Source organism: Dactylosporangium vinaceum (assembly GCF_019904175.1).
In the GTDB taxonomy this organism is placed as follows: Bacteria; Actinomycetota; Actinomycetes; order Mycobacteriales; family Micromonosporaceae; genus Dactylosporangium; species Dactylosporangium vinaceum.
Map to the genome: position 1 here is coordinate 4,114,078 of NZ_CP061913.1, position 20,479 is coordinate 4,134,556.

The 20,479-nt window shown below is 72.9% G+C and carries 20 protein-coding genes and 1 pseudogene; 8 read left to right on the forward strand and 13 right to left on the reverse strand.

Features of this window, described 5'->3' with window-relative positions:
- Window positions 1–34 precede the first annotated feature (34 nt).
- The 6 genes from Dvina_RS18480 to Dvina_RS18505 all read right to left on the reverse strand — a co-directional run bounded on the left by Dvina_RS18480 (window position 35) and on the right by Dvina_RS18505 (window position 5,911).
- Window positions 35–1,096 carry an LLM class flavin-dependent oxidoreductase gene (locus Dvina_RS18480; RefSeq protein WP_223103707.1) on the reverse strand — a complete coding sequence of 354 codons (1,062 nt, stop codon included), beginning with the start codon at window positions 1,094–1,096 and terminating at the stop codon, window positions 35–37.
- On the reverse strand, window positions 1,093–2,445 hold the full coding sequence (locus Dvina_RS18485) for an LLM class flavin-dependent oxidoreductase (RefSeq protein ID WP_223103708.1): 1,353 nt from the start codon (window positions 2,443–2,445) through the stop codon (window positions 1,093–1,095). Before Dvina_RS18485 ends, Dvina_RS18480 begins: the two co-directional genes overlap by 4 nt.
- A complete protein-coding gene (locus Dvina_RS18490) occupies window positions 2,442–3,503 on the reverse strand; it encodes an LLM class flavin-dependent oxidoreductase (RefSeq protein WP_223103709.1) in 1,062 nt (353 codons plus the stop codon). Before Dvina_RS18490 ends, Dvina_RS18485 begins: the two co-directional genes overlap by 4 nt.
- A 4-nt stretch (window positions 3,504–3,507) precedes the next feature.
- Window positions 3,508–4,236 carry a GNAT family N-acetyltransferase gene (locus Dvina_RS18495; protein ID WP_223103710.1) on the reverse strand — a complete coding sequence of 243 codons (729 nt, stop codon included), beginning with the start codon at window positions 4,234–4,236 and terminating at the stop codon, window positions 3,508–3,510.
- A complete protein-coding gene (locus tag Dvina_RS18500; protein WP_223103711.1) occupies window positions 4,236–5,420 on the reverse strand; it encodes an LLM class flavin-dependent oxidoreductase in 1,185 nt (394 codons plus the stop codon). The genes Dvina_RS18495 and Dvina_RS18500 overlap by 1 nt, the downstream gene beginning before the upstream one ends.
- Window positions 5,421–5,554: 134 nt before the next feature.
- Window positions 5,555–5,911: a winged helix-turn-helix transcriptional regulator gene (locus tag Dvina_RS18505; RefSeq protein ID WP_223103712.1), complete on the reverse strand. Its 357-nt coding sequence runs from the start codon at window positions 5,909–5,911 to the stop codon at window positions 5,555–5,557.
- A gap of 290 nt (window positions 5,912–6,201) precedes the next feature.
- On the opposite strand from Dvina_RS18505, the pseudogene Dvina_RS55205 reads away from it, so the two are divergent.
- The 4 genes and pseudogenes from Dvina_RS55205 to Dvina_RS18520 form a co-directional block, all read left to right on the forward strand.
- Window positions 6,202–6,396, forward strand: a pseudogene (locus Dvina_RS55205) (hypothetical protein); the annotation flags it as partial.
- A gap of 73 nt (window positions 6,397–6,469) precedes the next feature.
- Window positions 6,470–7,084, forward strand: a complete 615-nt coding sequence (locus tag Dvina_RS18510; RefSeq protein WP_281428390.1) for an LLM class flavin-dependent oxidoreductase — start codon at window positions 6,470–6,472, stop codon at window positions 7,082–7,084.
- 202 nt (window positions 7,085–7,286) lie between these two features.
- A complete protein-coding gene (locus Dvina_RS18515) occupies window positions 7,287–7,616 on the forward strand; it encodes a histidine kinase (RefSeq protein ID WP_223103714.1) in 330 nt (109 codons plus the stop codon).
- Window positions 7,613–8,272 carry a LuxR C-terminal-related transcriptional regulator gene (locus tag Dvina_RS18520; RefSeq protein WP_223103715.1) on the forward strand — a complete coding sequence of 220 codons (660 nt, stop codon included), beginning with the start codon at window positions 7,613–7,615 and terminating at the stop codon, window positions 8,270–8,272. Before Dvina_RS18515 ends, Dvina_RS18520 begins: the two co-directional genes overlap by 4 nt.
- Before the next feature lie 155 nt (window positions 8,273–8,427).
- Here the strand turns inward: Dvina_RS18520 and Dvina_RS18525 are convergent, their stop codons facing one another.
- Window positions 8,428–8,721: a putative quinol monooxygenase gene (locus tag Dvina_RS18525; protein ID WP_223103716.1), complete on the reverse strand. Its 294-nt coding sequence runs from the start codon at window positions 8,719–8,721 to the stop codon at window positions 8,428–8,430.
- A 246-nt stretch (window positions 8,722–8,967) separates the two neighbouring features.
- On the opposite strand from Dvina_RS18525, the gene Dvina_RS18530 reads away from it, so the two are divergent.
- Complete coding sequence (locus Dvina_RS18530) at window positions 8,968–10,458, forward strand: tryptophan 7-halogenase (protein WP_223103717.1); 1,491 nt, start codon at window positions 8,968–8,970, stop codon at window positions 10,456–10,458.
- Window positions 10,459–10,539: 81 nt separating this feature from the next.
- Here Dvina_RS18530 and sbnA read toward each other — a convergent pair whose 3' ends face one another.
- From sbnA to Dvina_RS18560, 6 genes are read right to left on the reverse strand one after another with little or no spacing between them, the layout of a single operon-like run.
- On the reverse strand, window positions 10,540–11,493 hold the full coding sequence (sbnA, locus tag Dvina_RS18535) for a 2,3-diaminopropionate biosynthesis protein SbnA (protein WP_223103718.1): 954 nt from the start codon (window positions 11,491–11,493) through the stop codon (window positions 10,540–10,542).
- A 5-nt stretch (window positions 11,494–11,498) separates the two neighbouring features.
- A complete protein-coding gene (gene sbnB, locus Dvina_RS18540) occupies window positions 11,499–12,503 on the reverse strand; it encodes a 2,3-diaminopropionate biosynthesis protein SbnB (protein ID WP_223103719.1) in 1,005 nt (334 codons plus the stop codon).
- Between the two features lies 1 nt (window position 12,504).
- Window positions 12,505–13,461, reverse strand: coding sequence for a TauD/TfdA family dioxygenase (locus Dvina_RS18545; protein WP_223103720.1), 957 nt, complete (start codon window positions 13,459–13,461; stop codon window positions 12,505–12,507).
- A 14-nt stretch (window positions 13,462–13,475) separates the two neighbouring features.
- Entirely contained in the window at window positions 13,476–15,527 is a 2,052-nt protein-coding gene (locus tag Dvina_RS18550; protein WP_223103721.1) for a non-ribosomal peptide synthetase, read from the reverse strand.
- Window positions 15,528–15,549: 22 nt separating this feature from the next.
- Window positions 15,550–16,344 (reverse strand): alpha/beta fold hydrolase, encoded by a 795-nt coding sequence (locus Dvina_RS18555; RefSeq protein ID WP_223103722.1) that lies wholly within the window; start codon window positions 16,342–16,344, stop codon window positions 15,550–15,552.
- A 10-nt stretch (window positions 16,345–16,354) separates the two neighbouring features.
- A complete protein-coding gene (locus tag Dvina_RS18560) occupies window positions 16,355–17,944 on the reverse strand; it encodes an MBL fold metallo-hydrolase (RefSeq protein ID WP_223103723.1) in 1,590 nt (529 codons plus the stop codon).
- A gap of 208 nt (window positions 17,945–18,152) precedes the next feature.
- Here Dvina_RS18560 and Dvina_RS18565 point away from each other — a divergent pair, with 208 nt between their 5' ends.
- Genes Dvina_RS18565 through Dvina_RS18575 form a run of 3 tightly spaced genes read left to right on the forward strand, consistent with a single transcriptional unit; the run spans window position 18,153 to window position 20,434 of the window.
- The gene (locus Dvina_RS18565) at window positions 18,153–18,377 is read left to right on the forward strand and encodes an MbtH family protein (protein ID WP_246656302.1); all 225 of its coding nucleotides are present in this window, start codon (window positions 18,153–18,155) and stop codon (window positions 18,375–18,377) included.
- Window positions 18,378–18,420: 43 nt separating this feature from the next.
- Window positions 18,421–20,169: a fatty acyl-AMP ligase gene (locus Dvina_RS18570; protein ID WP_223103725.1), complete on the forward strand. Its 1,749-nt coding sequence runs from the start codon at window positions 18,421–18,423 to the stop codon at window positions 20,167–20,169.
- Window positions 20,162–20,434: an acyl carrier protein gene (locus Dvina_RS18575; RefSeq protein ID WP_223103726.1), complete on the forward strand. Its 273-nt coding sequence runs from the start codon at window positions 20,162–20,164 to the stop codon at window positions 20,432–20,434. Before Dvina_RS18570 ends, Dvina_RS18575 begins: the two co-directional genes overlap by 8 nt.
- Window positions 20,435–20,479: the final 45 nt, after the last annotated feature.

Below are 20,479 nucleotides of genomic sequence, written 5' to 3' on the forward strand. Positions count from 1 at the left end.
CGGCTACCCCCGGCCACCGCGCAGGCGGTGACGGTCATCGGCGCGTGGTCTCCTGCAGCAGTGGCAGCAGCTGATTGCCCTGGCGGCGGATCTCGCGCAGGTAGGGGGTGTCGGACAGGACGAAGTGGGTGATGCCGAGGTCGGCGTAGCGGTGCAGTGATCTGGCTACGTCTGCGGCTGAGCCGACCAGCCAGGTGGTGGCGGCGCCGCCTCCGCCGTAGCGGCCGGGGGTGGTGTAGAGGTTGTCGTCGAGGACCTCGCCGCGAGCTGTGAGGTCGAGCAGGCGCTGCTGGCCGACCGGGGCACCTCGGTAGCGCTGCGAGGGGGCGGTGTCCTGGGTCCGGGCCATTGCGGCGACTTTCGCCTCGGCGTCGGCCCAGGCCTGTTCGGTGGTGTCGCGTACGAGGGTGGTGATGCGCAGGCCGAACTGCAGCGGTGGGTGGGCGCGGCCGAGTGCGGCGCTGAGGGCGCGGAGCCGTTCGATGCGTTCCTGCACGCCGTCGAGCGGCTCGCCCCAGAACAGCTGGACGTCGGCTTCGGTGGCGGCGACGTGTTCGGCGGCCGGTGACGCGCCCCCGAAGTACAGTATCGGGGGCCGTTCGCTGCGTAGTGCGACGGTGGAGTCGGTGACGGTGAAGTGTGCGCCCGTGTAGGTGACGTGCTCCTCGGTCCACAGGCGTCGGACGAGTTGCATGAACTCCTTCGTCCGGGCGTAGCGGTGGGCCTGGTCGCCTTCGGTGTCGCCGTAGGCGGCGAGGTCGTCCTGGCCGGAGACGATGTTGACGCGGACCCGGCCGTCGGTGAGGTGGTGCAGGGTGGCGGCCGCGGCGGCGAAGTTCGCGGGCCGCCAGTAGCCGGGCCGGATCGCGATCAGGGGCTCGAAGGTGGTGGTGCGGGCGGCGAGCGCGGTGGCGACGGTGAAGGTGTCGGGCCGTCCCCAGCCGGCGCCGAGTAGTGCGCCGCGCCATCCGTGGTCCTCCAGCGCCCGGGCCTGCTCGGTCAGGGTGTCGAGGCTGTTGTGGCCGGCGGTGACCGGTTCGCCACGGTGGCCGGGCGCGGACTGGTTGGGGATGTACCAGAGGAACTCGAGGCTCATCGGTGCTCCTGCCGGTCGCGGCGTCCGCCCCGGACGTCACCGGCCGCCGGTCGCAGCCCGAGGTGTTCGCGCAGCGTCGTGCCGGTGTAGACGGTCCGGTAGAGGCCGCGCTCCTGCAGGGCCGGCACCAGCTGCTCAACGATGTCGTCGAGGCCGTGCGGCACCAGGTAGGGCGAGACGTTGAAGCCGTCGATCGCGCCCTCGCGGACGAACCGGCCGAACTTGTCGGCCAGCCCGGCCGGGGTGCCCACGTGGCCGCGGGTGCGCTGGCCGAGGTTGATGACCGTGTCCCGCAGCGACCAGCCGTTGGCGTCGGCCTGCTCGCGCCATTGCCGCACGATGGCGTCGGCGTCGCGGACCCGGGCCGAGCCGAACGCACCGCTGTCGTCGGGCGGGAGCGGGTCGACCTTGGGCAGCGGGCCGTCGGGGTCGTGGTCGCTGAGGTCGCGGCTCCACACCAGGCTGGCCTGGGCGAGCGCGGTGGCCGGGGTGATCTGCTCCCGCCGTACCCACGCTGCCTTCTCTTCCGCCTCGGCCTCGGTCGCGCCGATGACGATCGACGTGCCGGGCAGGATGCGGATGTCGTCCTCGGGCCGGCCGGCGGCGCGCAGCCGGGCCCGGATGTCCGCGGCGAACGCCAGTGCGTCGTCGAAGTCGGTGCCGTGGGCGGAGAAGATGACGTCGGCGTTGCGGGCGGCGAAGTCACGGCCCGCGCCGGAGTCGCCGGCCTGGAAGATGACCGGATGGCCCTGGCGGCTGCGCGGCAGCGAGGGCCGCACGTCGATGCTGAACTGCGAGCTGCGCACGCGTACCAGGTCGCCCTGGCCGTCCCAGATCGCGCGGGCGGCGGCCAGGAACTGCTCGGCCCGCACGTAGCGCTCGGCGTGGTCGAGGTAGCCACCGCGGCGGAAGTTCTCGCCGGTCCAGGCGTTGTCGGTGGTGACCACGTTCCACCCGGCGCGACCGTCGCTGAGCAGGTCCAGGCCGGCGAGCCGCCGGGCCAGGTCGGCCGGCTCGTTGAAGGTGGTGTTGGTCGTGGAGACCAGGCCGATCCGGTCCGTCTGGGCGGCGAGCGCGGCCAGCTGGGTGACAGCGTCCGGCCGCCCGGCCACGTCGAGGTCGTGGATGCGCCCGCCGACCTCGCGCAGCCGCAGCCCTTCGCCGAGGAAGAACGCGTCGAACAGGCCCCGCTCGGCGGTCTGGGCGACCCGCCGGTAGGAGTCCGGATGGATCTGAGAGCCACTGGCCGGGTCTGACCAGATCGTCCAGTGGTTCACGCCCTGGAAGAAGACGCCGAGGTGCAGCTGGGCGTCCGGGCGGGGTACGTCGGCCGGGTCGGTGCGGGTCATGCGCGGCCTCCGGTGGCGGCGAAGCGGCTCTGCGGCCGGGGCAGTCCGAGCGTGGTGCGCAGGGTCGTGCCCGGCCGCGGCCGGGCGACGAGGCCGGCCCGGACCAGGGCGGGCACCACGAACCGCGACAGGACGGCGAGGTCCTCGCCGAGCACCAGCGGGTGGATGCGCACGCCGTGCAGCCCGGCCGCCGCGAGGTCCCGCAGCAGGATCGTCAGGCCGTTGGGGCCGCCGGTGTACCGCAGCCGCCCGGTCGAGGGCCAGGAGGTGTACGCATCGAGCTGCGCCACCCGCTCGGCACCGTCACGGGTGTCCGTGTCCAGCGCGACCTCCAGCTCGGCGAAGGCCAGCGGCGTGCCCGACGCGGCCGCGGTCCGGCGCACCGCGTCGACGTCGGCCCCGCCGATGAGGGCCACGTCCACCTCCGCATCCGCCACCAGCCCGCGCGGCGCGATGACCACCGGCTGCCCCTGCGGCGGGCGCGGCACGATCGCCGGCCCTTTGATCGAGTAGGTGGCGCCGGTGAAGTCGACGTAATGCAGCCGGTCGCGGTCGAGGTAACGCCCGGTGGCCACGTCACGGACGACGGCGTCGTCCTCCCACGAGTCCCATAGGGCGCGCACGACCCGGACCGCGTCGACGGCCTCCTGCAGCGGGTCGGCGGTCGCGCGGCCCCACGCGGCCGCGGCCTCGGGCCGGGCGCTGGCCGACACGACCCAGCCGGCCCGGCCCGAAGCGATGTGGTCGACCGAGGCGAGCTGGGTCGAGACGTGGAAGGGCTCGCTGTAGGTCGTCGAGACCACCGGCGCGACACCGAGGACGGTGGTGGCGGCGGCGACGAAACCGGCCCGCTCGACCGCCCCGATCCGCCCGGGTCCGGCCTCGGGCGGCAGCAGGTCGTCGTCGATGGTGACAAGCGTGAAGCCGGCCCGCTCGGCGACCTCGGCGACGTGGCGCAGGTGGCGCGGGCCGACGAGCGTATCCGGCGGCGCGGCCGTGCGCCAGGCGGCGGGGTGGGCGCCGCCGCCGTCGATCTCGACGGCGAGCACGAAGGGCATCGGGCTACTCCTTCCGGCCGGTGGCCGAGACCGTCGCATAGGCGTCGGCGGTGCTGCGCAGGCCCGCGAACCGGACGCTGCGGCGCAGCTGGAAGCCCAGCGCGCGGTACAGCCGGATGGCGGTGACGTTCTGCGCGGAGGTGTGCAGAAACGGGGTTTCGCCCCGGGCGCGGATGTTGTGGGCCACGGCGCGGACCAGCGCGGTGGCCAGGCCGCGGCCGCGGAAGGCCGGGTCGGTGCAGACCGCGCTGATCTCCGTCCAGCCGGGTGGGTGCAGCCGCTCGCCGGCCATGGCGACGAGCGCGCCCCTGTGCCGGATGCCGAGGTAGGTGCCGAGCCGGTAGGTGGCCGGGGCGAAGGGCCCGGGCCGGGTGCGCTCGACCAGGTCCAGCATCTCCGGCCCGTCGGCGGCGCCGAGGACGACCGCGCCGGGCGCCGGCCTCGACTCGAAGGCGTCGGTGGCGACGAACTGCACACCCTCGCCGTCGAACTCCACGGCCCACCCGGGCGGGGGATCGAAGCGGGGCCCGGTGAGCATCGCCGGCCCGCCCGGTCCGACCAGGGCCCGCAGATCGGCCCAGGCCTGCTCGTCCGGCTCGGGCGGCAGGGCGGCGATGATCGAGACGTCGGCGGGGTAGCGGCGGGCCCGGCCGGTACCCTCGGCGAAGTGGGTGTGCGGGCCGGTGAGCGAGGCCCAGGCGGCCTCGTCGAGAGGGTGGCGCGCAGCGCTCATCAGTTGCCCCGCCGGGTCCACTCAGCCGCCAGCAACGCATAGGAGCGCACCCGGTCGGCGTGGTCGTGGGTGATCGTGGTGATCGCCAGCTCGTCGGCGCCGGTCGCGTCGCGCAGCTGCTCCAGGCGGTCGGCGACGGTCGCCGGCGAGCCGACCAGCTGCGTGTCGATGCGGTCTTTGACCAGCTCGCGGTCCTCGTCGCTCCACTCGTGGGCGGCCGCCTCCTGCGGCGTGGGATAGGCGATCGCGCCGGCGCCGTTGCGGATGCTGCGCACCCACAGGCCATAGCCGGAGGCGAGGACCGCCGCCTGCTCGTCGGTGTCGCCCACGACGACGTCGGCGGAGACGCTGACGTGCGGGCGGTCCAGCTCGGCCGACGGGCGGAACGCGGCCCGGTATGCCCCGACGGCGTCGAGCACGGTGCTCGGACTGTGGTGGTAACTGGCCGCGAAGCGCAGGCCGCGCTCGCCGGCCACGGTGGCGCTGGAGCCGCCGGACGCACCGAGGATCCAGATCTGCACGCCGGCGCCCTCGCCGGGGTAGGCGTGCACCGCCACGCCCGCGGGGGAGACGTAGGTGCCGGCCAGCAGGGCCTGGATGTCGTCGATCTGCTCGGCGTAGCCGGGGGTGTAGGCCCCCGGCTGCTGCAGCAGGTCCAGCAGCGTCGCAATCTTGGCCCGCGACGACTGCAGCAGCTGGTTGAAGTCGAACTGCTTCGGCAGCAGCAGCCCGTTGCCGGCGCGCTGCTCGCTGGTGTGGCCGCTCCCGCCGCGGTTGGCCGCGTAGGCTGCCACCGCCGTCGTGGCGGCCGCCGGGGCCGCCTGCTCCGGCGCCGGTGGCTGGCGGCCGATCGAGCGGCCCAGGCCGAGGTCGAGCCGGCCCGGGTACACCGCGTCGAGCAGCCCGAACTCCTCGACGGTGGCCAGCGGCTGCCGGTGGCCGAGCTGCACCCCGGCCGAGCCGATCCGGATCGTGCGGGTGACCCCGGCGACGAGGGCGATGGAGAGTGCGGGGGAGACGCCGAGGACGCCGGGGTTGAGATGGTGCTCGGCGAACCAGTACCGCGCGTAGCCGAGCCGCTCGGCCTGCTGTGCGAGATCGACGGCGTGCTGTACGGCCTCGGCGGTGCCGGCGCCGCTACTGCGGGGAATGAGATCCAGGACGGCGAGGGGCGTGGTGCTCATGCAGAAACTCTATCAAAGCAATCGGGTATATCGTTTAGATAGGATATCAGTCCGAGTGCGCACAGTCAGTCACCGGAGCGGGAGTGCCGGTGCACCGGATCGCGGTAGACGGGTGAGTCCTCCGCCCGCAGTGCTCAGAGATTCGCGCGGGCCTTGGCGAGTTCGTCGGCGTGTGCCCGGTTCCAGGCGCAGCCTGCGGCCATCGGTTCCAACAGGGACCGGCCAAGTGCGGTGAGGGCGTATTCGACCCGGCGCGGCTGTTCGTCGTAGGCGGTCCGGGTGACAAAGCCGTCTCGTACCAGGGAGCGCAGCGACTCGCTGAGGACCTTCGGGGTGAGCCGGTGCAGCGGTACCCGTAGCTCGTTGAAGCGTCGGGGGGAGTCCTCGAGACAGACGATGATGTGCGCCGTCCATTTGTCGCCGACACGGATCGGCAGCGTTGAGGGGTCGGCGCAGTCGTCGAACTTGGCCGGGTCGAGTGGCTCGCGCATGAGGCGATGATAGGCAAGCCACGGCCGGTACCGTTGCGGATACCGAGGCCGAGGGTCGTATGGTCCGCCCCATCGAACAAGGGAGTGGACATGCGGATCGTGGAGTTCCGGGCCGGTGGACGCGCCGGCCGACGTGCCGTGGCGTTCGCGGCCGAGCGTGGACACGAGGCGACCGCGGTCGTCCGGGACCGGTCACGTGACTTGGCGTTCTCCTACGGTGATCTGGCCGCCGCCCTCGTGGACGAAGCGGAGACACCCCGCCATCACCGTGAACCGGTGGCGGTCGCGCGATGATCCCGATCGGTGCGAACGTCGGCGTCGGCAAGTCGTCGCTGTCCGCGGTGCTCGACGAGGTGCACACCGCGGCCGCACACGGGATCCGCTCGGTGTGGTGGGCCGAACGCGACAGCCTCGACGCCCTCACGGTCGCCGCGTTGGCCGGCGCCACCAATCCCGGGCTCACCGTCGGGACCGCCGTCGTCACGACGTATCCGCGGCATCCCCTGGCACTGGCCTCACAGGTGATGACGGTGCAGGCAGCGACCGGGGGGGCGCCTCGTGCTCGGGCTGGGCCCCGGTCGCCGGCAGCGGATCGAGACCATGTTCGGCCGGGACGCGAGCCGTCCGATCGGGCACACCAGGGAGTTCCTCACCGCGCTGCTGCCCTTGCTGCGCGGAGAGAGCGCCGAGGTCCACGGGGAGACGATCACCACGCGAGGACGCCTGGGCATTGCACCGATCGCCCCGCCGGCCGTCCTGCTGGCCGCGCTCGGACCGAAGATGCTGCGGCTGGCGGCGGAGCTGACCGACGGAACGATCACAGTGTGGACCGGACCACGGGTGATCGCCGAGCGGATCGCTCCGGCGATCGACGGACGGATCGTGGTGAACATCCCGGTCGCGGTCACCAACGACCCGGACGGCGTCCGTGCCGACGCCGCGACGACCTTCGCGGCGGCCCAGAGCGTCCCCGGTTACCAGGCGCTGTTCGACCAGGAGGGAGTCGCGGGACCGGCCGACGTCGTCGTCGCCGGCGACGAAGCGGAAGTCGAGCGGCAGCTACGCCGCTACGAGGAGGCGGGCGCGACTGAGATCGCGGCGGTGCCGTGGGGCCCTCCCGAGCAGATCACCCGCACACTCAAGTTGCTCGGGGCCCTCAACTCCACACCGTGACGAATAGCCGAGCCGTGGATCCGGCCGAGCAGGATGCCGATGCGGTCCCGCTGGCGCCAGGACGCTTCGACCTGGGCGCCGTGTGCCGCCAGTCGCGGGACCGATCGACTTGGTCGGGATTCCACCCGCAGTGACCGGGCTGGCAAGGTAGGGGTGACACCCCAATGCCCAGGCCGAACGATTCCCGGAGCGTGCACCTCTCATGCCGTTGAGCTCTCTCGTCCGCGGTCTCGGTGCCGCGGCGCTGACCGGCGCGGTCATCCGCCGCCTCGAGATGTCGATGGCCGCCACGACCGCGGCGCAGCGCGCGGCCGCCGCGTCCGAGCGGGCCCGGCCGGCCCGCGAGCTGCACGACTCGGTCGCCAAGACCCTGCACGGGATCTCCTTTGCCGCGCCGGCGCTGCCCGCGTCGCTGCGCCGCCAGCCCGACCTGGCCGCGCAGCTCGCGCTGACCGTCTCGGCGGGGGCGGACACTGCCGTCCGTGCTCCGGCCATGCCTGTGGGCGCCCGCAGAAAGCAGGTGGACCGATGATCGACGTGCTGATCGTCGACGGCAATCCAATCGTGCGGGCCGCAATCCGGACGTACCTCGCCGCCGCCGCCGACATCCGCGTGGTCGGTGAGGCGCCCGAGGGCCGCACGGCGGTCACCGCCGTGCAGCGGCTGCGGCCCGCGGTCACCCTGCTCGACCACCGGATGCCGATCGCCGACGGGCTGAGCATCGTCGGCGAGCTCGTCGGGCACACGTCGGTCCTGGTCCTGACCAGCGATTCCGGCGAGGCGCTCATCGCCGCGATGCTGCGCGGCGGGGCGCGGGGCTACCTGGTGCACGGCGAGTTCGACCCGCCGGAGCTGCCGCGCGCGGTGCGTGCAGTCGCCGCCGGGAAGGCCTGGCTGTCCCCGGTGGTCGCCGCCGTCACCATCTCCACGATGCGCGAGCAGGCCGCCCGCGACGAGGCCGAACTGGGCCGGGCCGACCGGCTGCGCGAGACCCGGGAGCAGTTCGGCGTGACCCAGCGAGAGCGGGAGGTGCTCGACCTGCTGTGCGCCGGGCACTCCAACGCGGCGATCGCCCGGCGGCTGCTGTTGACCGAGAAGACCGTGAAGAACCACCTCCACCACATCTTCACCAAGCTCGGCGCCGGCAATCGCACCGAGGCCGCGATGCGCTGGTCGGGCCGGCGGTAGCGGCCTGACCGCCGTCGTGCCCGCCGGGGCTCGGCGCCGACCGGGCCCAGCGGTCCAGCCGGCTCGCCGGGCTGCGGCGCGCCGGAGATGATGCTCATGCCGGAGACCCGCGCTTTCGGGTCGTGCCGGTCCGGAGGAGTGCACCGGTCGAAGGCTCAGTCGGGTACTCCCGCGCGGGCGTCGAGCCGCTGCTGCCTGATCCCGTCGGTGTCGATCAACGGCAGCGCCCGGGCGATGCGTTCCTGCACATGAGCCAGGCGCAGCGACGCGGCATGGGCCTGCTCCGATTCCCAGATCTCAGTCGCCCAGACACCATCGGCGTCCGTCTCGTCGACCGCGACGACGTACAGCCGATTGCCGGGCAGGGGCTCACCCTCCTCGGTCATGATCCGCAGAAGGTCGTCGCGCCTGCCGGGCTTGGCACTGAGGCGGCCATGGAGCATGAACATGCCGAAACTGTACGGGAGTCACCCGGCGCGGTCGGAACCGTCGGCCGGCGACCCGGCGCCCGGACGGGTCACGCCCGTGCCGGTCATGCCGGCCGACTCCATCTCCAATAGCAGAGCGGTTGCCGGGGGAGTGCCGCCGGGAAGAGTACGACTGCCGTCGCCGACCGCACTTGAACGCTCGACGTCGATCGGGTCCGTGCGATAGGCCCATTCTGGAAGTCCGCCTCGACACGCGGGAGATGAAAGATGGGCGTTGCCGAAGAGTTCGATGTCGTCGTCGTCGGGGGTGGGCCGGGCGGCTCCACGCTGGCCGCCCTCGTCGCCAAGCGCGGGCACAGCGTGCTCGTCCTGGAACGGGAGGCGTTCCCGCGGTACCAGATCGGGGAGTCACTGCTGCCGTCCACCATTCATGGCGTGTGCCGGCTGACCGGCGCCGCCGACGAGTTGGCCAAAGCCGGATTTCCGCTCAAGCGCGGCGGGACGTTCCGGTGGGGGGCCAATCCGGAGCCGTGGACGTTCAGCTTCTCGGCCTCGCCGCGGATGACCGGGCCGACGTCGACGGCGTACCAGGTCGAGCGGATGAAGTTCGACGAGATCCTGCTGCGCAACGCCCAGCGGGTGGGCGCCGTGGTGCGGGAGGAGTGCGCTGTCGCCGACGTCGTGGAGGAGGACGGGGCGGTGTGCGGGGTGCGGTACCGCGACGCCGGCGGCACCGAGCACACGGTGCGCGCCAAGTACGTCGTCGATGCCTCGGGCAACAAGAGCCGCCTCCACCAGCGGGTGGGCGGCGACCGGCAGTACTCCGAGTTCTTCCGCAGCCTGGCGCTGTTCGGCTACTTCGAGGGCGGCAAGCGCCTGCCCGAGCCGAACCGCAACAACATCCTCTGCGTGGCCTTCGACAGCGGCTGGTTCTGGTACATCCCGCTCAGCGACACGCTGACGAGCGTCGGCGCGGTCGTGCAGCGCGACATGGCGGAGAAGGTGCAGGGCGACCCGGAGCGGGCCCTGCGCGACCTGATCGACGAATGCCCGATGATCGCTGACCATCTCGGGCCGGCGCGGCGGGTGACGACGGGGGAGTACGGGCAGATCAGGGTCCGCAAGGACTACTCGTACCACCAGACCCGCTTCTGGCGGCCCGGGATGGTGCTCGTCGGCGACGCGGCGTGCTTCGTCGATCCGGTGTTCTCCTCAGGGGTACACCTGGCCACCTATGGGGCCCTGCTTGCCGCGCGGTCGATCAACAGCGTGCTCGGCGGCGAGGTCGAGGAGAAGGCGGCCTTCGAGGAGTTCGAGTCGCGGTACCGGCGCGAGTTCAGTGCCTTCTACGAGTTCCTGGTGTCGTTCTACGAGATGCACCGCAACGAGCAGTCGTACTTCTGGCAGGCGAAGAAGGTCACCAACAACGACCGCCCGGAGCTGGAGGCGTTCGTGGACCTGGTGGGCGGCGTGTCGTCCGGCGAGGCGGCCCTGGTCGACGCCGACACAGCGGCGAGCCGGCTGCGGTCCGGCTCGGCCGAGTTCGCCGGCGCCGTGGACGAGCTGCAGGCCGGCGGGAGCGGCAGCATGGTGCCGCTGATGAAGTCGTCGGTGGTCCGCCAGGTGATGCGCGCGGGCTCGCAGGTGCAGATGCAGGCGGCGATGGGCGACGAGGCCGAGCCGGAGACGCCGGTGTTCGACGGCGGCCTGATCTGCTCGCCTGACGGCCTGGGCTGGGTCCGCCCGCCGGCGGGATGAAGCACGAGCCCGGCGGCGGCACAACGCCCAAGCCGCCGGTGGCATCAAGCGGTGTCGAGGTCCCGGCGGAGGCGCAAAGCGCTACGCCGCCGGGCCCAGCCCGTAGTTCGCCTCGACCCATTCCGGCTGATAGAGGCTGTCCAGATAGCGCTCCCCGAGATCCGGCGCGATGGCGACCGCCGCGGCCAGGGAATCGGCGTGCGCGGTGAGCCACTGCACCGCACCGAACACGACGCTGCCCGTCGAACCGCCGAACAGGAAGCCGTGCCCGAGCAGTCGCCGGCAGGCCTGCACCGTGTCGGTCTCGGTGACCCGCACGACGTCGTCGACGAAGGCCTCGTCCAGCAGCGGCGGCCGCACGGCCGCGCCGAGGCCGGGGATCAGCCGCGTCCGCGGTGCGCCGCCGAAGATGACCGAGCCGACGGTGTCGACCGCGACGATGCGGACCTCGGGGCGGTGCTCGCGGAACCACCGCGCGCAGCCCATCAGCGTGCCGGTCGTGCCCGCGCCGACGAACAGCGCGTCCAGGTGCGGGAACTGGGCGGCGATGTGGGGCGCGGTCGACTGGTGGTGGGCCCGCCAGTTGTCGGCGTTGACGTACTGGTTGAGCCAGACGTAGCGCTCGTCGGCGGCGCACAGCCCGCGCACGTACGCCAGCCGTGCGCCCAGCAGCCCGCCGTCGGCCGCCGCGTCCGTGACAGTGTGCACCTCGGCGCCGAAGGCGCGCATGATGTGCCGGCTCGCGGCGCTGCACCGGGCGTCGGTGACGCACACGAAGCGGTACCCCTTGCTCGCCGCGATCATGCTGAGCGCCACCCCGAGGTTGCCCGACGACGACTCGACGAGGATCGAGTCGACGGTCAGGCGGCCCGCCTTCTCCGCACCCTCGACCATCTGCAGCGCGGCCTTCTGCTTGATCGATCCGGAGAAGTTGAAGCCCTCGCACTTGAGGTACAGCGGCACCCCGAACGAGGGCGCGAGATCGACGTACAGGTTGTCCTCGTTGTACTCGTGCGGCGCGGAGATGATCGGCATCGGGCTCAGCCGTATCGGCGAAGTTCGTGGAAGAAGTCCTCGACGCAGTCCAGCTCGCCGGCGGCACGCACCGTGTCGTACACGTGCCGGCCCACCGCGAGATCCAGCACGCCGAGCCCGAACGGCGAGAAGATCAGCGTCCGGTCCGGCGGCGGGCGCCAGCCTCCGGCCAGGACGTCGTACAGGGTGGCGTCGACGAAGTCGCGGTGACCGGTCTCCAGCTCGGCCAGGTGCAGCGAGGTCCGCTCCCGAAGACAGTGCTCCACGTCGTCGACGATGTTGGCGCCGGCGAGCACGACCGCGGGGGAAAGGTCGCGCAGCGAGAGGTGCAGCACGACGGGTCGGTGCTCGAACCAGCCCGGGTCCGTGATGTGCGGCGTGCCCGCCGTGGTGCTCAGCAGCAGCAGGTCGTGGCCGCGCACGACGTCCTCGACGCACGTGTGCACCGTGGCCTTGCCCAGGGCGGCGGCGAACTCGGCCGCGTGCGTGGCGGACAGATCGAAGACGCCGATCTCGTCGAACGACAAGCCGGTGCCGGCAAGGAACTCGCAGACGTACCGCGCGATGAGCCCGGCGCCCACGATGCCCAGCCGCCGCGGCGCCGGCCGCGACGCGGTGAGCCGCCGGGCGGCAAGCGCGGCGGAGGCGGCCGTCCGGCTGGCGCTGATGACGGAGGCCTCCAGGCACGCCAGCGGGTAGCCGGTGGCCGGGTCGTTGAGGATGAGCACGCCGGAGGCCCGGGGCAGCCCGGACGCCACGTTGCCCGGGAAGCTGGAGATCCACTTGATGCCGTCGACCGCGCCGTCGCCGCCGATCGAGGCGGGTAGCGCGATGATGCGGTCCGCCGGCCGGTCCGGGAACCGCAGGAAGTACGACGGCGGGTTGACCGTGTCACCGGCGCCGTGCAGCCGGTAGGCGGCCTCGACGATCTCGACGACCGCGGCGTGCCGGCCGCGCAGCGCGGCGAGGATCTGCCGGCCGGAGATGACCGCGAACGTCGGCACGGCCATGTCAGCCTCCCTGCGCGGCGGAAGCGGCGAGCACGTGGCCGGTGAGGCGCACCGGCTCGGCCAGCATCGTCAGGATTTCGCGTTCGCCCCGGTAGGGATCGCGGGCGTGCGCCATGCGGATGTTGTCGATCAGCAGCAGGTCGCCGTCGCGCCACGGCTCGCCGGCGGTGCCCGCCCGGTAGGCGTCGTTGATGGCGTCAACAACGGAGCGTTCGAGCTCGCCGCCGTCGCCGTAGGCGGTGTTGAACGGCAGCGCGCCGTACAGGTCGAGCAGGTACTCGCGGACCGCCGGATCGAGCGTGTGCTCGTTGAGGAAGGCGATCTGGTTGCACCACGCGGGCCGGCCGGTGGCGGGATGGTGTACCACTGCCGCGCGGCGCTGTCGGGTCACCAGCCGGTCGTCGGGCAGCCACTCGTGCTCGATCCCGGCGGCGGCACAGTATTCGGCGACGGCCGAGCGGGAACCTGTGCCGAACGCCTGCTGCCAGGCCACGCCGGCCTCATGGTAGACGCGGGTCAGCAGCCAGCCCTCGCGCGTGAACCGTTCGAGCGGTGCCGCCGGCAGCCGCCCGAGCAGCTCCTGCGAGTCGGCGACGGCGATGTCGCCGCCCTCCCGCGCGGCGCGCAGGCACGCGAACATGAGCAGCCCGGGAACCTCGGCGGCATAGCTGAGCTCGTGATGCATGCACATCGCCTCGTCGGCCGGCCACTGCGAGGCGGAGTAGACGCCGCGCGGGTGGGCCATGCGCGGCGCGAAACCCTCCCGCTCGGTCATCGGCGCGACGCCCAGGGCGGCGGCGACATCGGCGAGCTCGCCGGCGGAGGCGACCGCCAGCCCGCGGACCAGCACCGCACCGCGCCCGGCGAGCAGCTCGCGGATCGGCGCCCGGTGGCGGGCGACCCAGTCCGCGCGGTCGTGGGGCGGGGCGGGCGAATGCAGTACGGGCAGCGGCTCCATGGCACCTTCCTCGATCAACTCCGGGATCCGGCCTTGTGGTCGAGCAGCGCGGCGACCTCGGCGACAGTGCCCGCGTCCCGCAGCTCGGCGATGCTCAGCGCCCGGTCCAAACCGATCGCGAACCGGATCGCCGACAGCGAGGTGCCGCCGAGCTCCGCGAACTGGGAACCGCGGCCGATGGACTCCAGCGGTACGTCCAGCAGCTGCGACCACAGCCGCGCCACCCGCCGCTCGGTGCCGGTGGCCGGCGGCTCGTGGCCCTCGCCGCCGGCCGGCGCCTCGGCACAAAGCCGGCGCAGCGCGTTGCGGTCGACCTTGCCGTTGGCGGTGAGCGGCAGCGCCGCCACCCGGTGCAGCTCCTGCGGGACCATGTAGGCGGGCAGTGCGCCCGCCAGCGCCGCACGCACCTCGCCGGGCTCGGGCGCCGCGAGGTCGCTGTAGAACGCGACGAGCCGGGGCCGGTCCGCGGGCCCGGCGAGCAGCACGGCGGCGTCGCGCACCGCCAGCCGCGCGAGACGGTGCTCGACCTCGCCGAGCTCGAGGCGCTGGCCGTGCAGCTTCACCTGCGCGTCGCGGCGGCCGAGGTACTCCAGCGTCCCGGACGGCAGCCAGCGCCCGAAGTCGCCGGAGCGGTACAGCCGCCGGCCCGGCCGGTGCGGATCGGCGACGAACGCGACGGCGGTGCGCGCCGGGTCATTGGCGTAGCCCTCCCCGACGCACACACCCGACATCACGATCTCGCCGACCGCGCCGACGGGCACGAGGTCCAGCCGGTCGTCGACGACGAGGACCCGGGTGTTGCGCACGGGCCGGCCGATCGGCACCGGCCCGGGCGGCAGCGGCCCGGCGATGGTCTCGTGGTTGGTGTCGTCGGACGTCTCGGTCAGCCCGTAGGCGTTCACCAGTGGCACGTCGGGGAAGGCGGCGAACCAGCGCTGCACCAGCGGCCACTTCAGCGCCTCGCCGGTCACCGAGACCCGTTGCAGGCGCGGCAGCCGGCGGGGCCGGGCCTCCTGCGCCGACAGCAGCACCTCGAGGTAGGAGGGGACGAGCTGCGCGACCTCGACGCCGGAGGCGGCGAGCGTATCCAGGAACCGGTCGGCGTCGACGATGACGTCCTGGGCGACGATGTGAGTGCTGCCGCCGACCAGCAGCGGCGCGAGCAGCTGCCACAGCGAGATGTCGAAGCCCTGCGGCGCCGTCTGGGCGACCGAGCGCCCCTCGGCCAGGTCGAAGTCCTCGATCTTGGCCAGCAGATGGTTGAGCAGGCCGTCGTGCGTGCACGTCGCGGCCTTCGGCTGACCGGTCGAGCCGGACGTGAAGAACATGTAGGCGCGCTGCGCGCCGTGCACGTCGCGGCGCGGGTCGTCGGGGCGCGGCGGCCCGTCGAGCAGCCCGTCCCCGGTGAGGATGCGGCGGCAGCCGCTGCGCTGCTGCATCGCGGCGATCCGGTCGGGCGGCAGACCCGGCTCGATCGGCAGGTAGCAGGCGCCGGCCTTGAGCACCGCCAGCACCGCCGCCAGCCACGGCAGGTCGCGCTCGGTCCGCACGGCCACCACCTCGCCGGGGCGCAGGCCGTCCTCGTGCAGGCGCCAGGCGATGCGGTTGGCGTGCTGGTTGAGCTCCCGGTAGGACCAGCACCCGTCGCCGGCGTGGGCGGCGACGGCCTGCGGGTGGCGGGCGGCGCGCTCCTCGAACAGCTCGTGGAAGCGCCGCCGCGGCAGCGGCCGCGTCGGCCCGTCGGACATGCCGAGCAGCGCCTGGATCTCCTCCGGCGCCAGCAGCGGGACCGTGCGGTGGTCCTCGTCGGGCGCGGCGGCCATCCGGCGCCGGGCCGCCCGCTCGTATTGCAGGACCCGCCCCACCGGCACGTGCCGCTGGGACAGCGCCGCTTGCCACGCCCGCCGCGCCTCCTGCCGCCGCTCGGCGGTGCCGAGCGCGTCGACGAGGTCGCGCCAGGTCTGCCGCCCCGCGGGCAGGGTCGGCGAGCCGGTCACCACGGCGGCCACCTTCAGGCGGGCGGCGAGCCGGATCTGGTCGATGTCGCCGTCGAAGGTGTCCACCATGGAATCCGTCCCACCCCGCCGCTCAGTACTTGTCGATGAACTCGAGGATCGCCCGGTTCACCTCGTCCGGGCGTTCCAGGTGTCCCAGATGGCCGCAGTCGGCGATCACCGTGTAGTCGCAGCCGGGAATCGCCTCGGCGACCTCCGCGCAGAGGTGTGGCGGGGCGATCACGTCGTCGGCGAACGCGACGACCCGGCACGGGACCGTCACGCCCCGCAGCGCCGCCAGGTGATCCGGCGGAAGCTCCACCCAGGACTGGCCGCGCCCGGCGGCGCTGCGCCCGCCCGACATCTCGAACACCTCGAGCCAGGAGGTGACCTCGGCGTCGCGGTTCAGCGTCGCGGGTGACAGCATCTCCAGCACGGACTTCGCCGCCCGGTAGGCGTCGGGCAGCTGCAGGCCGCTGGCCGCAAGCGCCCGCTCGGCCCGGGTCAGCGCCTGGCGGGTGACGTCCGAGCGCCCGCGGGTGGCCAGCAGCACGGCGCAGCGCACCAGGTGCGGCGACTCCAGCGTCAGCTGCTGCGCGATCAGGGCGCCGAGGGAGGTACCGACGATGCGACACGGCGCCAGGCCCAGCGCCTCGATCAGACCCCGCGTGTCGGCCACCATGTCATCGAGGCGGTACTGCCCCGCCGGCACGTCCGACGGCGGGATGCCCCGGTTGTCGAACGTGATCGTCTCGAACCCGGCCCGGTGCAGCGCCGGGGTCTGGTGCACGGTCCAGACCCGCCCGGCCGCACCGGAGCCCATGATGAACAGGACCGGCTCACCGGCGCCGCTGCGCTCGTAGGCCAGCCGGACCCCGTTGCTCAGCACGCTCGGCATGTCAGGCCCAACGCCACTCCCGCCGGTTGAGCAGGTGCTCGGCGTGGATGTCACGCCCGGCGCACCAGCCGAGGAACTCGTCGATCTGCTTGAGCTGATACGTATCCTCGTTGTAGGTGGTGGCCATGACGTGGCCCTGCCAGCTCTCCTCGCCCATCGCGTAGATGTACGCCTCGCCGGCGCCCAGCTCCGTCATGATGTCACCGGCCTGCGCCGCGTTGGAGCCCGACAGCTTGCGCGAGTCGCTCATCTTCTTGGTGACCGGTCGGGTCAGCAGCCCCTGGTACAGCCAGGTCAGCGGTGCGCCGTTGCACTCCATGCCGAGGAACGCCATATCGGCCCGGCCCAGGTGCCCGCGCACATACCGGTACAGCACCGGGTCGATGCCGGAGGAGTCGGCGCCGACGTACACCGACCGGCCCGCCAGCCGCACCCAGTACGTCGACTTCGCGCGGATGTCGAGGTCGGCGTGCTCGCCGAGGAACGGCGTGGCCACCACGCTGCCGCCGGGGAAGGGCACCTCGTCGAAGTCGTCGACCTCCAGCACCGGGAAGCCCAGGTGGCGCAGGTACAGGCCCATCGACGGGTCGCACAGGTTGCCGCGGGAGGCGCGGGGCACCACCACGGCGCCGACCCGGCCGCGCAGCTGCATGAGCGTCTCGAGCACGATGTGGTCCTGGTGCCCATGGGTGATCAGCACCAGGTCGATGTGGTCGGGCAGGTCGTCGAGGGTGTAACGGTCACCTGGCACGTTGTTGGTGCTGATGAACGGGTCGGTGACGACGGCCGCCTGCGCGGTCTGCATGACCAGGCACGCGTGCCCGAAGTACCGGATGCGGCCACCCGCCTCGATATGCCGGTCCGCCGACAGCGACGGCTCCGGCGCCAGCAGGCGCTCCAGCCGGCCCGCCTGCGCCGCGTCCAGCTCGAGCGCTTCGCGCAGCCGCGCCGCGCTGGTGCCCCGCACCCGCGCGTCGACGAGCGCCTCCAGGCCCGGATGGCGCAGCGGCAGCGGCAGCTCCAGCACGTCGGGGGAGGGCAGCCGCGGGGTGCTGAGGATGAACGGTCGCTCCACGCCGTCGTCCAGGGACAGCTGCACACTCTGGCGGGTCTCGTCGTAGAAGGGGCTGTGGTACACCACCGGCTCGAGATAATGCATCGAGGGCTGGTTGTTCGTGTCGTAGGCCAGCTCGACAAGGCCGTTGAGCTCGGCCGGCAGCTTCGGGTACAGCGGCGTCAGGTCGAACCCGGTGGCGTTCTGGCGGATCGTGTCCTCCGCCTCGGCGACCGCGGCGGCGAACGCCAGCATCCCGGCCCGGTCGCGCTTGATCGAGTCCAGCAGCGCGGCCACCTCGTTGCTGCGCTCCTCCGGCACGCCGACGAAGTAGCCGCCGCGCAGCTCCGGGTTGGTGCTCGCCGCGACGTGCACCTTCGGCGACTGCAGATAGGACTCCAGCAGCGGCACCTGCACGTTGGCGAGGTTGAGGGCCGCCTGGACCGGAGCGACCGTGTGCAGCCAGGCGTAGAACCGGTCGACAAGCGGCTCGAGGACCACGTTGGAGCGCAGGAACCGCACCTCGTCGTCGCCCATATCTCCCCCATCCTGAAGGTCATGACGTCGGTACGGTAACGCCGCACCCGGCGGCCGTCCTCGATGTTCGACTGCAGTCGCGTCGACAGTCGAACGCGCACGATCGGCGATGTTGATAACACCGGATGGGTCGGTGATAGTGGGCCCCGGACAGCGGCCGTGGCACCGGTCAAAGCCCGGCTGCCACAAACCCGAGAGGATGGTCCCGGTGACGAATCCGTTCGATGATCCCGACGCCAATTACCTGGTTCTGGTCAACGACGAGAATCAGCACTCGCTGTGGCCCGTCTTCCTCGACGTGCCGGAGGGATGGACGACCGTCTTCGGCGAGGCCGGCCGGCAGGAGTGCCTCGACTACATCGACAAGTCGTGGACCGACATGCGGCCCAAGAGCCTGATCGACGCCATGGCCGAGACCAGCCGCGGCGAATGATCCGCGCGGGCCGCTGACGCCGGGCAGCTTTCGGAGGTATGCCTTGAGACTCGACCCGGCCGCCTGCCGCAACGTCGGCGAGGCCCTCGCCGCACAGGCGGACGCGCAGCCGCGGCGGACCGCACTGACCATCTACCGTCCGGGCCAGGACGACGTCAGCCTCGCCTTCGCGGAGCTGCTGCACCGCTCCCGGCGGCGGGCGGCGGCACTTCGCCGGCGGGTCGCGCCGGGCGATCGCGTCATGATCGCCCTGCCGACCGGCACGGACTTCGTCGAGCTCTTCTTCGCCTGCCTGCAGGCCGGCGCCGTGGCCGTGCCCGTGCCACCCCCCAGCGCCTCCGCGGCCGCCGCCGAGCGGGTCGCCGGCGTCGCCGCGGACTGCACGCCGGCGCTGGCGTACGTCCGCGCCGAGGAGCGCGACACCGCCGCCGCCCTCCTGCCCGGCGTCCCGATCGCCGAGCCGGCGACGGACACCAACGGGCCCGATGAACCGGCGGCGTCCGGGCCGGCTCCGGACGCGCTGGCCGTGTTGCAGTACAGCTCCGGCTCCACCGGCCACCCGCGAGGCGTGATGCTGACCCACGCCGACATCCTCGTCAACCTCGCCGCGATGGGCCGCGCCATGTCCATGGGCGAAGACGAGGTGGTGTGCAGCTGGGCGCCGCTGCACCACGACCTGGGCCTGTTCGCTCAGCTCAGCGTGGGACTGCTCAACGGCGCGCACGTGGTGCTGATGGCGCCGACGGATTTCGTACGCCGCCCGGTCGAGTGGCTGCGGATGATGGACCGCTTCGGTGCCACCATCTCCGCCGGCCCCGACTTCGCCTTCGACCTCTGCCGGCGCGCCATCGCCGACGAGCAGCTCGAGGGCCTCGACCTGTCGCGTGCCCGGGTCATCCTCGACGGCGCCGAGCCGGTCCACCCGGCCACGATGCGGCAGTTCGCCGAGCGCTGCGCCCGGGCCGGCCTGGCCCCCACGGCGGTGGCACCGTCCTACGGCCTGGCCGAGGCGACCGTCTACGTGTCCGTCTCCCGCCCGGCCGAGCGCCCGACCGTCCACCCCGTCGACGCGTCTCGCCTGCGGTCCGCGCCGCGAGCGCAGCTGCGCCCCGGACCCGGCGGCGCGGAAGTGGTGAGCCTGGGGCGGTCGCTGCTCTACGAGACCCGCATCGTCGACCCCGAAACCCGCGAGCTGCGGCCCGACGGCGACGTCGGCGAGGTCTGGCTCAGCGGGCCAGGCATCGGCCGGGGGTACTGGAACCGGCCGGACCTGAGCCGGCAGGTGTTCGGCGCCCGCCTCGCGGGCGGCGCCGACACCGACCGGGACCGCACCTGGCTGCGCACCGGCGACCTCGGCGCCCTGCTCGACGGCGACCTCGTCGTGACCGGCCGGATCAAGGACGTGCTCATCGTCCACGGCCGCAACCTGGCGCCGCACGATTTGGAGCACGAGGCGCAGGCCGCCCACGAGGCGCTCGCCGGGCTGCCCGGCGCGGCGTTCGGCGTGTCCGCGCCCGACGAGCGCATCGTGCTCGTCCACGAGGTGAGCCCCCGGGTCCCCGCGGCCGACCTGTCCGGCGTCGCCGCCGCCGTCACACGCCGACTGACGGCGAGCGTCGGCGCGCCGGTGCGCAACGTGCTGCTCGTGCGCCGCGGCGGCGTCCGCCGCACCACCAGCGGCAAGATACAGCGCAACGCGACCCGCGAACGCTTCCTCGCCGGCGAGCTCACCACCGTGTACGCCACCCTCGACCCGGACGTGCGGGCGCTGCTCCGGCCGGCCGATGCCTGAGCGCCACCCGGAAGCCGTCCGGTCCTGGCTGATCGGGCGGCTGGCGAACTACGTCGAGCGGCCCCCCGAGGACATCGACCCCGACGCCTCGCTGGCCGGGCTCGGGCTGGACTCGGTCTACGCGTTCGCGTTGTGCGGCGAGATCGAGGACCACCTCGGCCTGCCCATCGAACCCGTCGTGCTGTGGGACCTCGACACCGTCACCGCGCTCGCCGGGCACCTGATGCGCCGGCTGGCGCCGCCGGCCGGGTCCGACCCGGCCTGAACTTCCGCGTTGGCCCGCGGCACGTCGAAGAGATGGAGTGCGCAG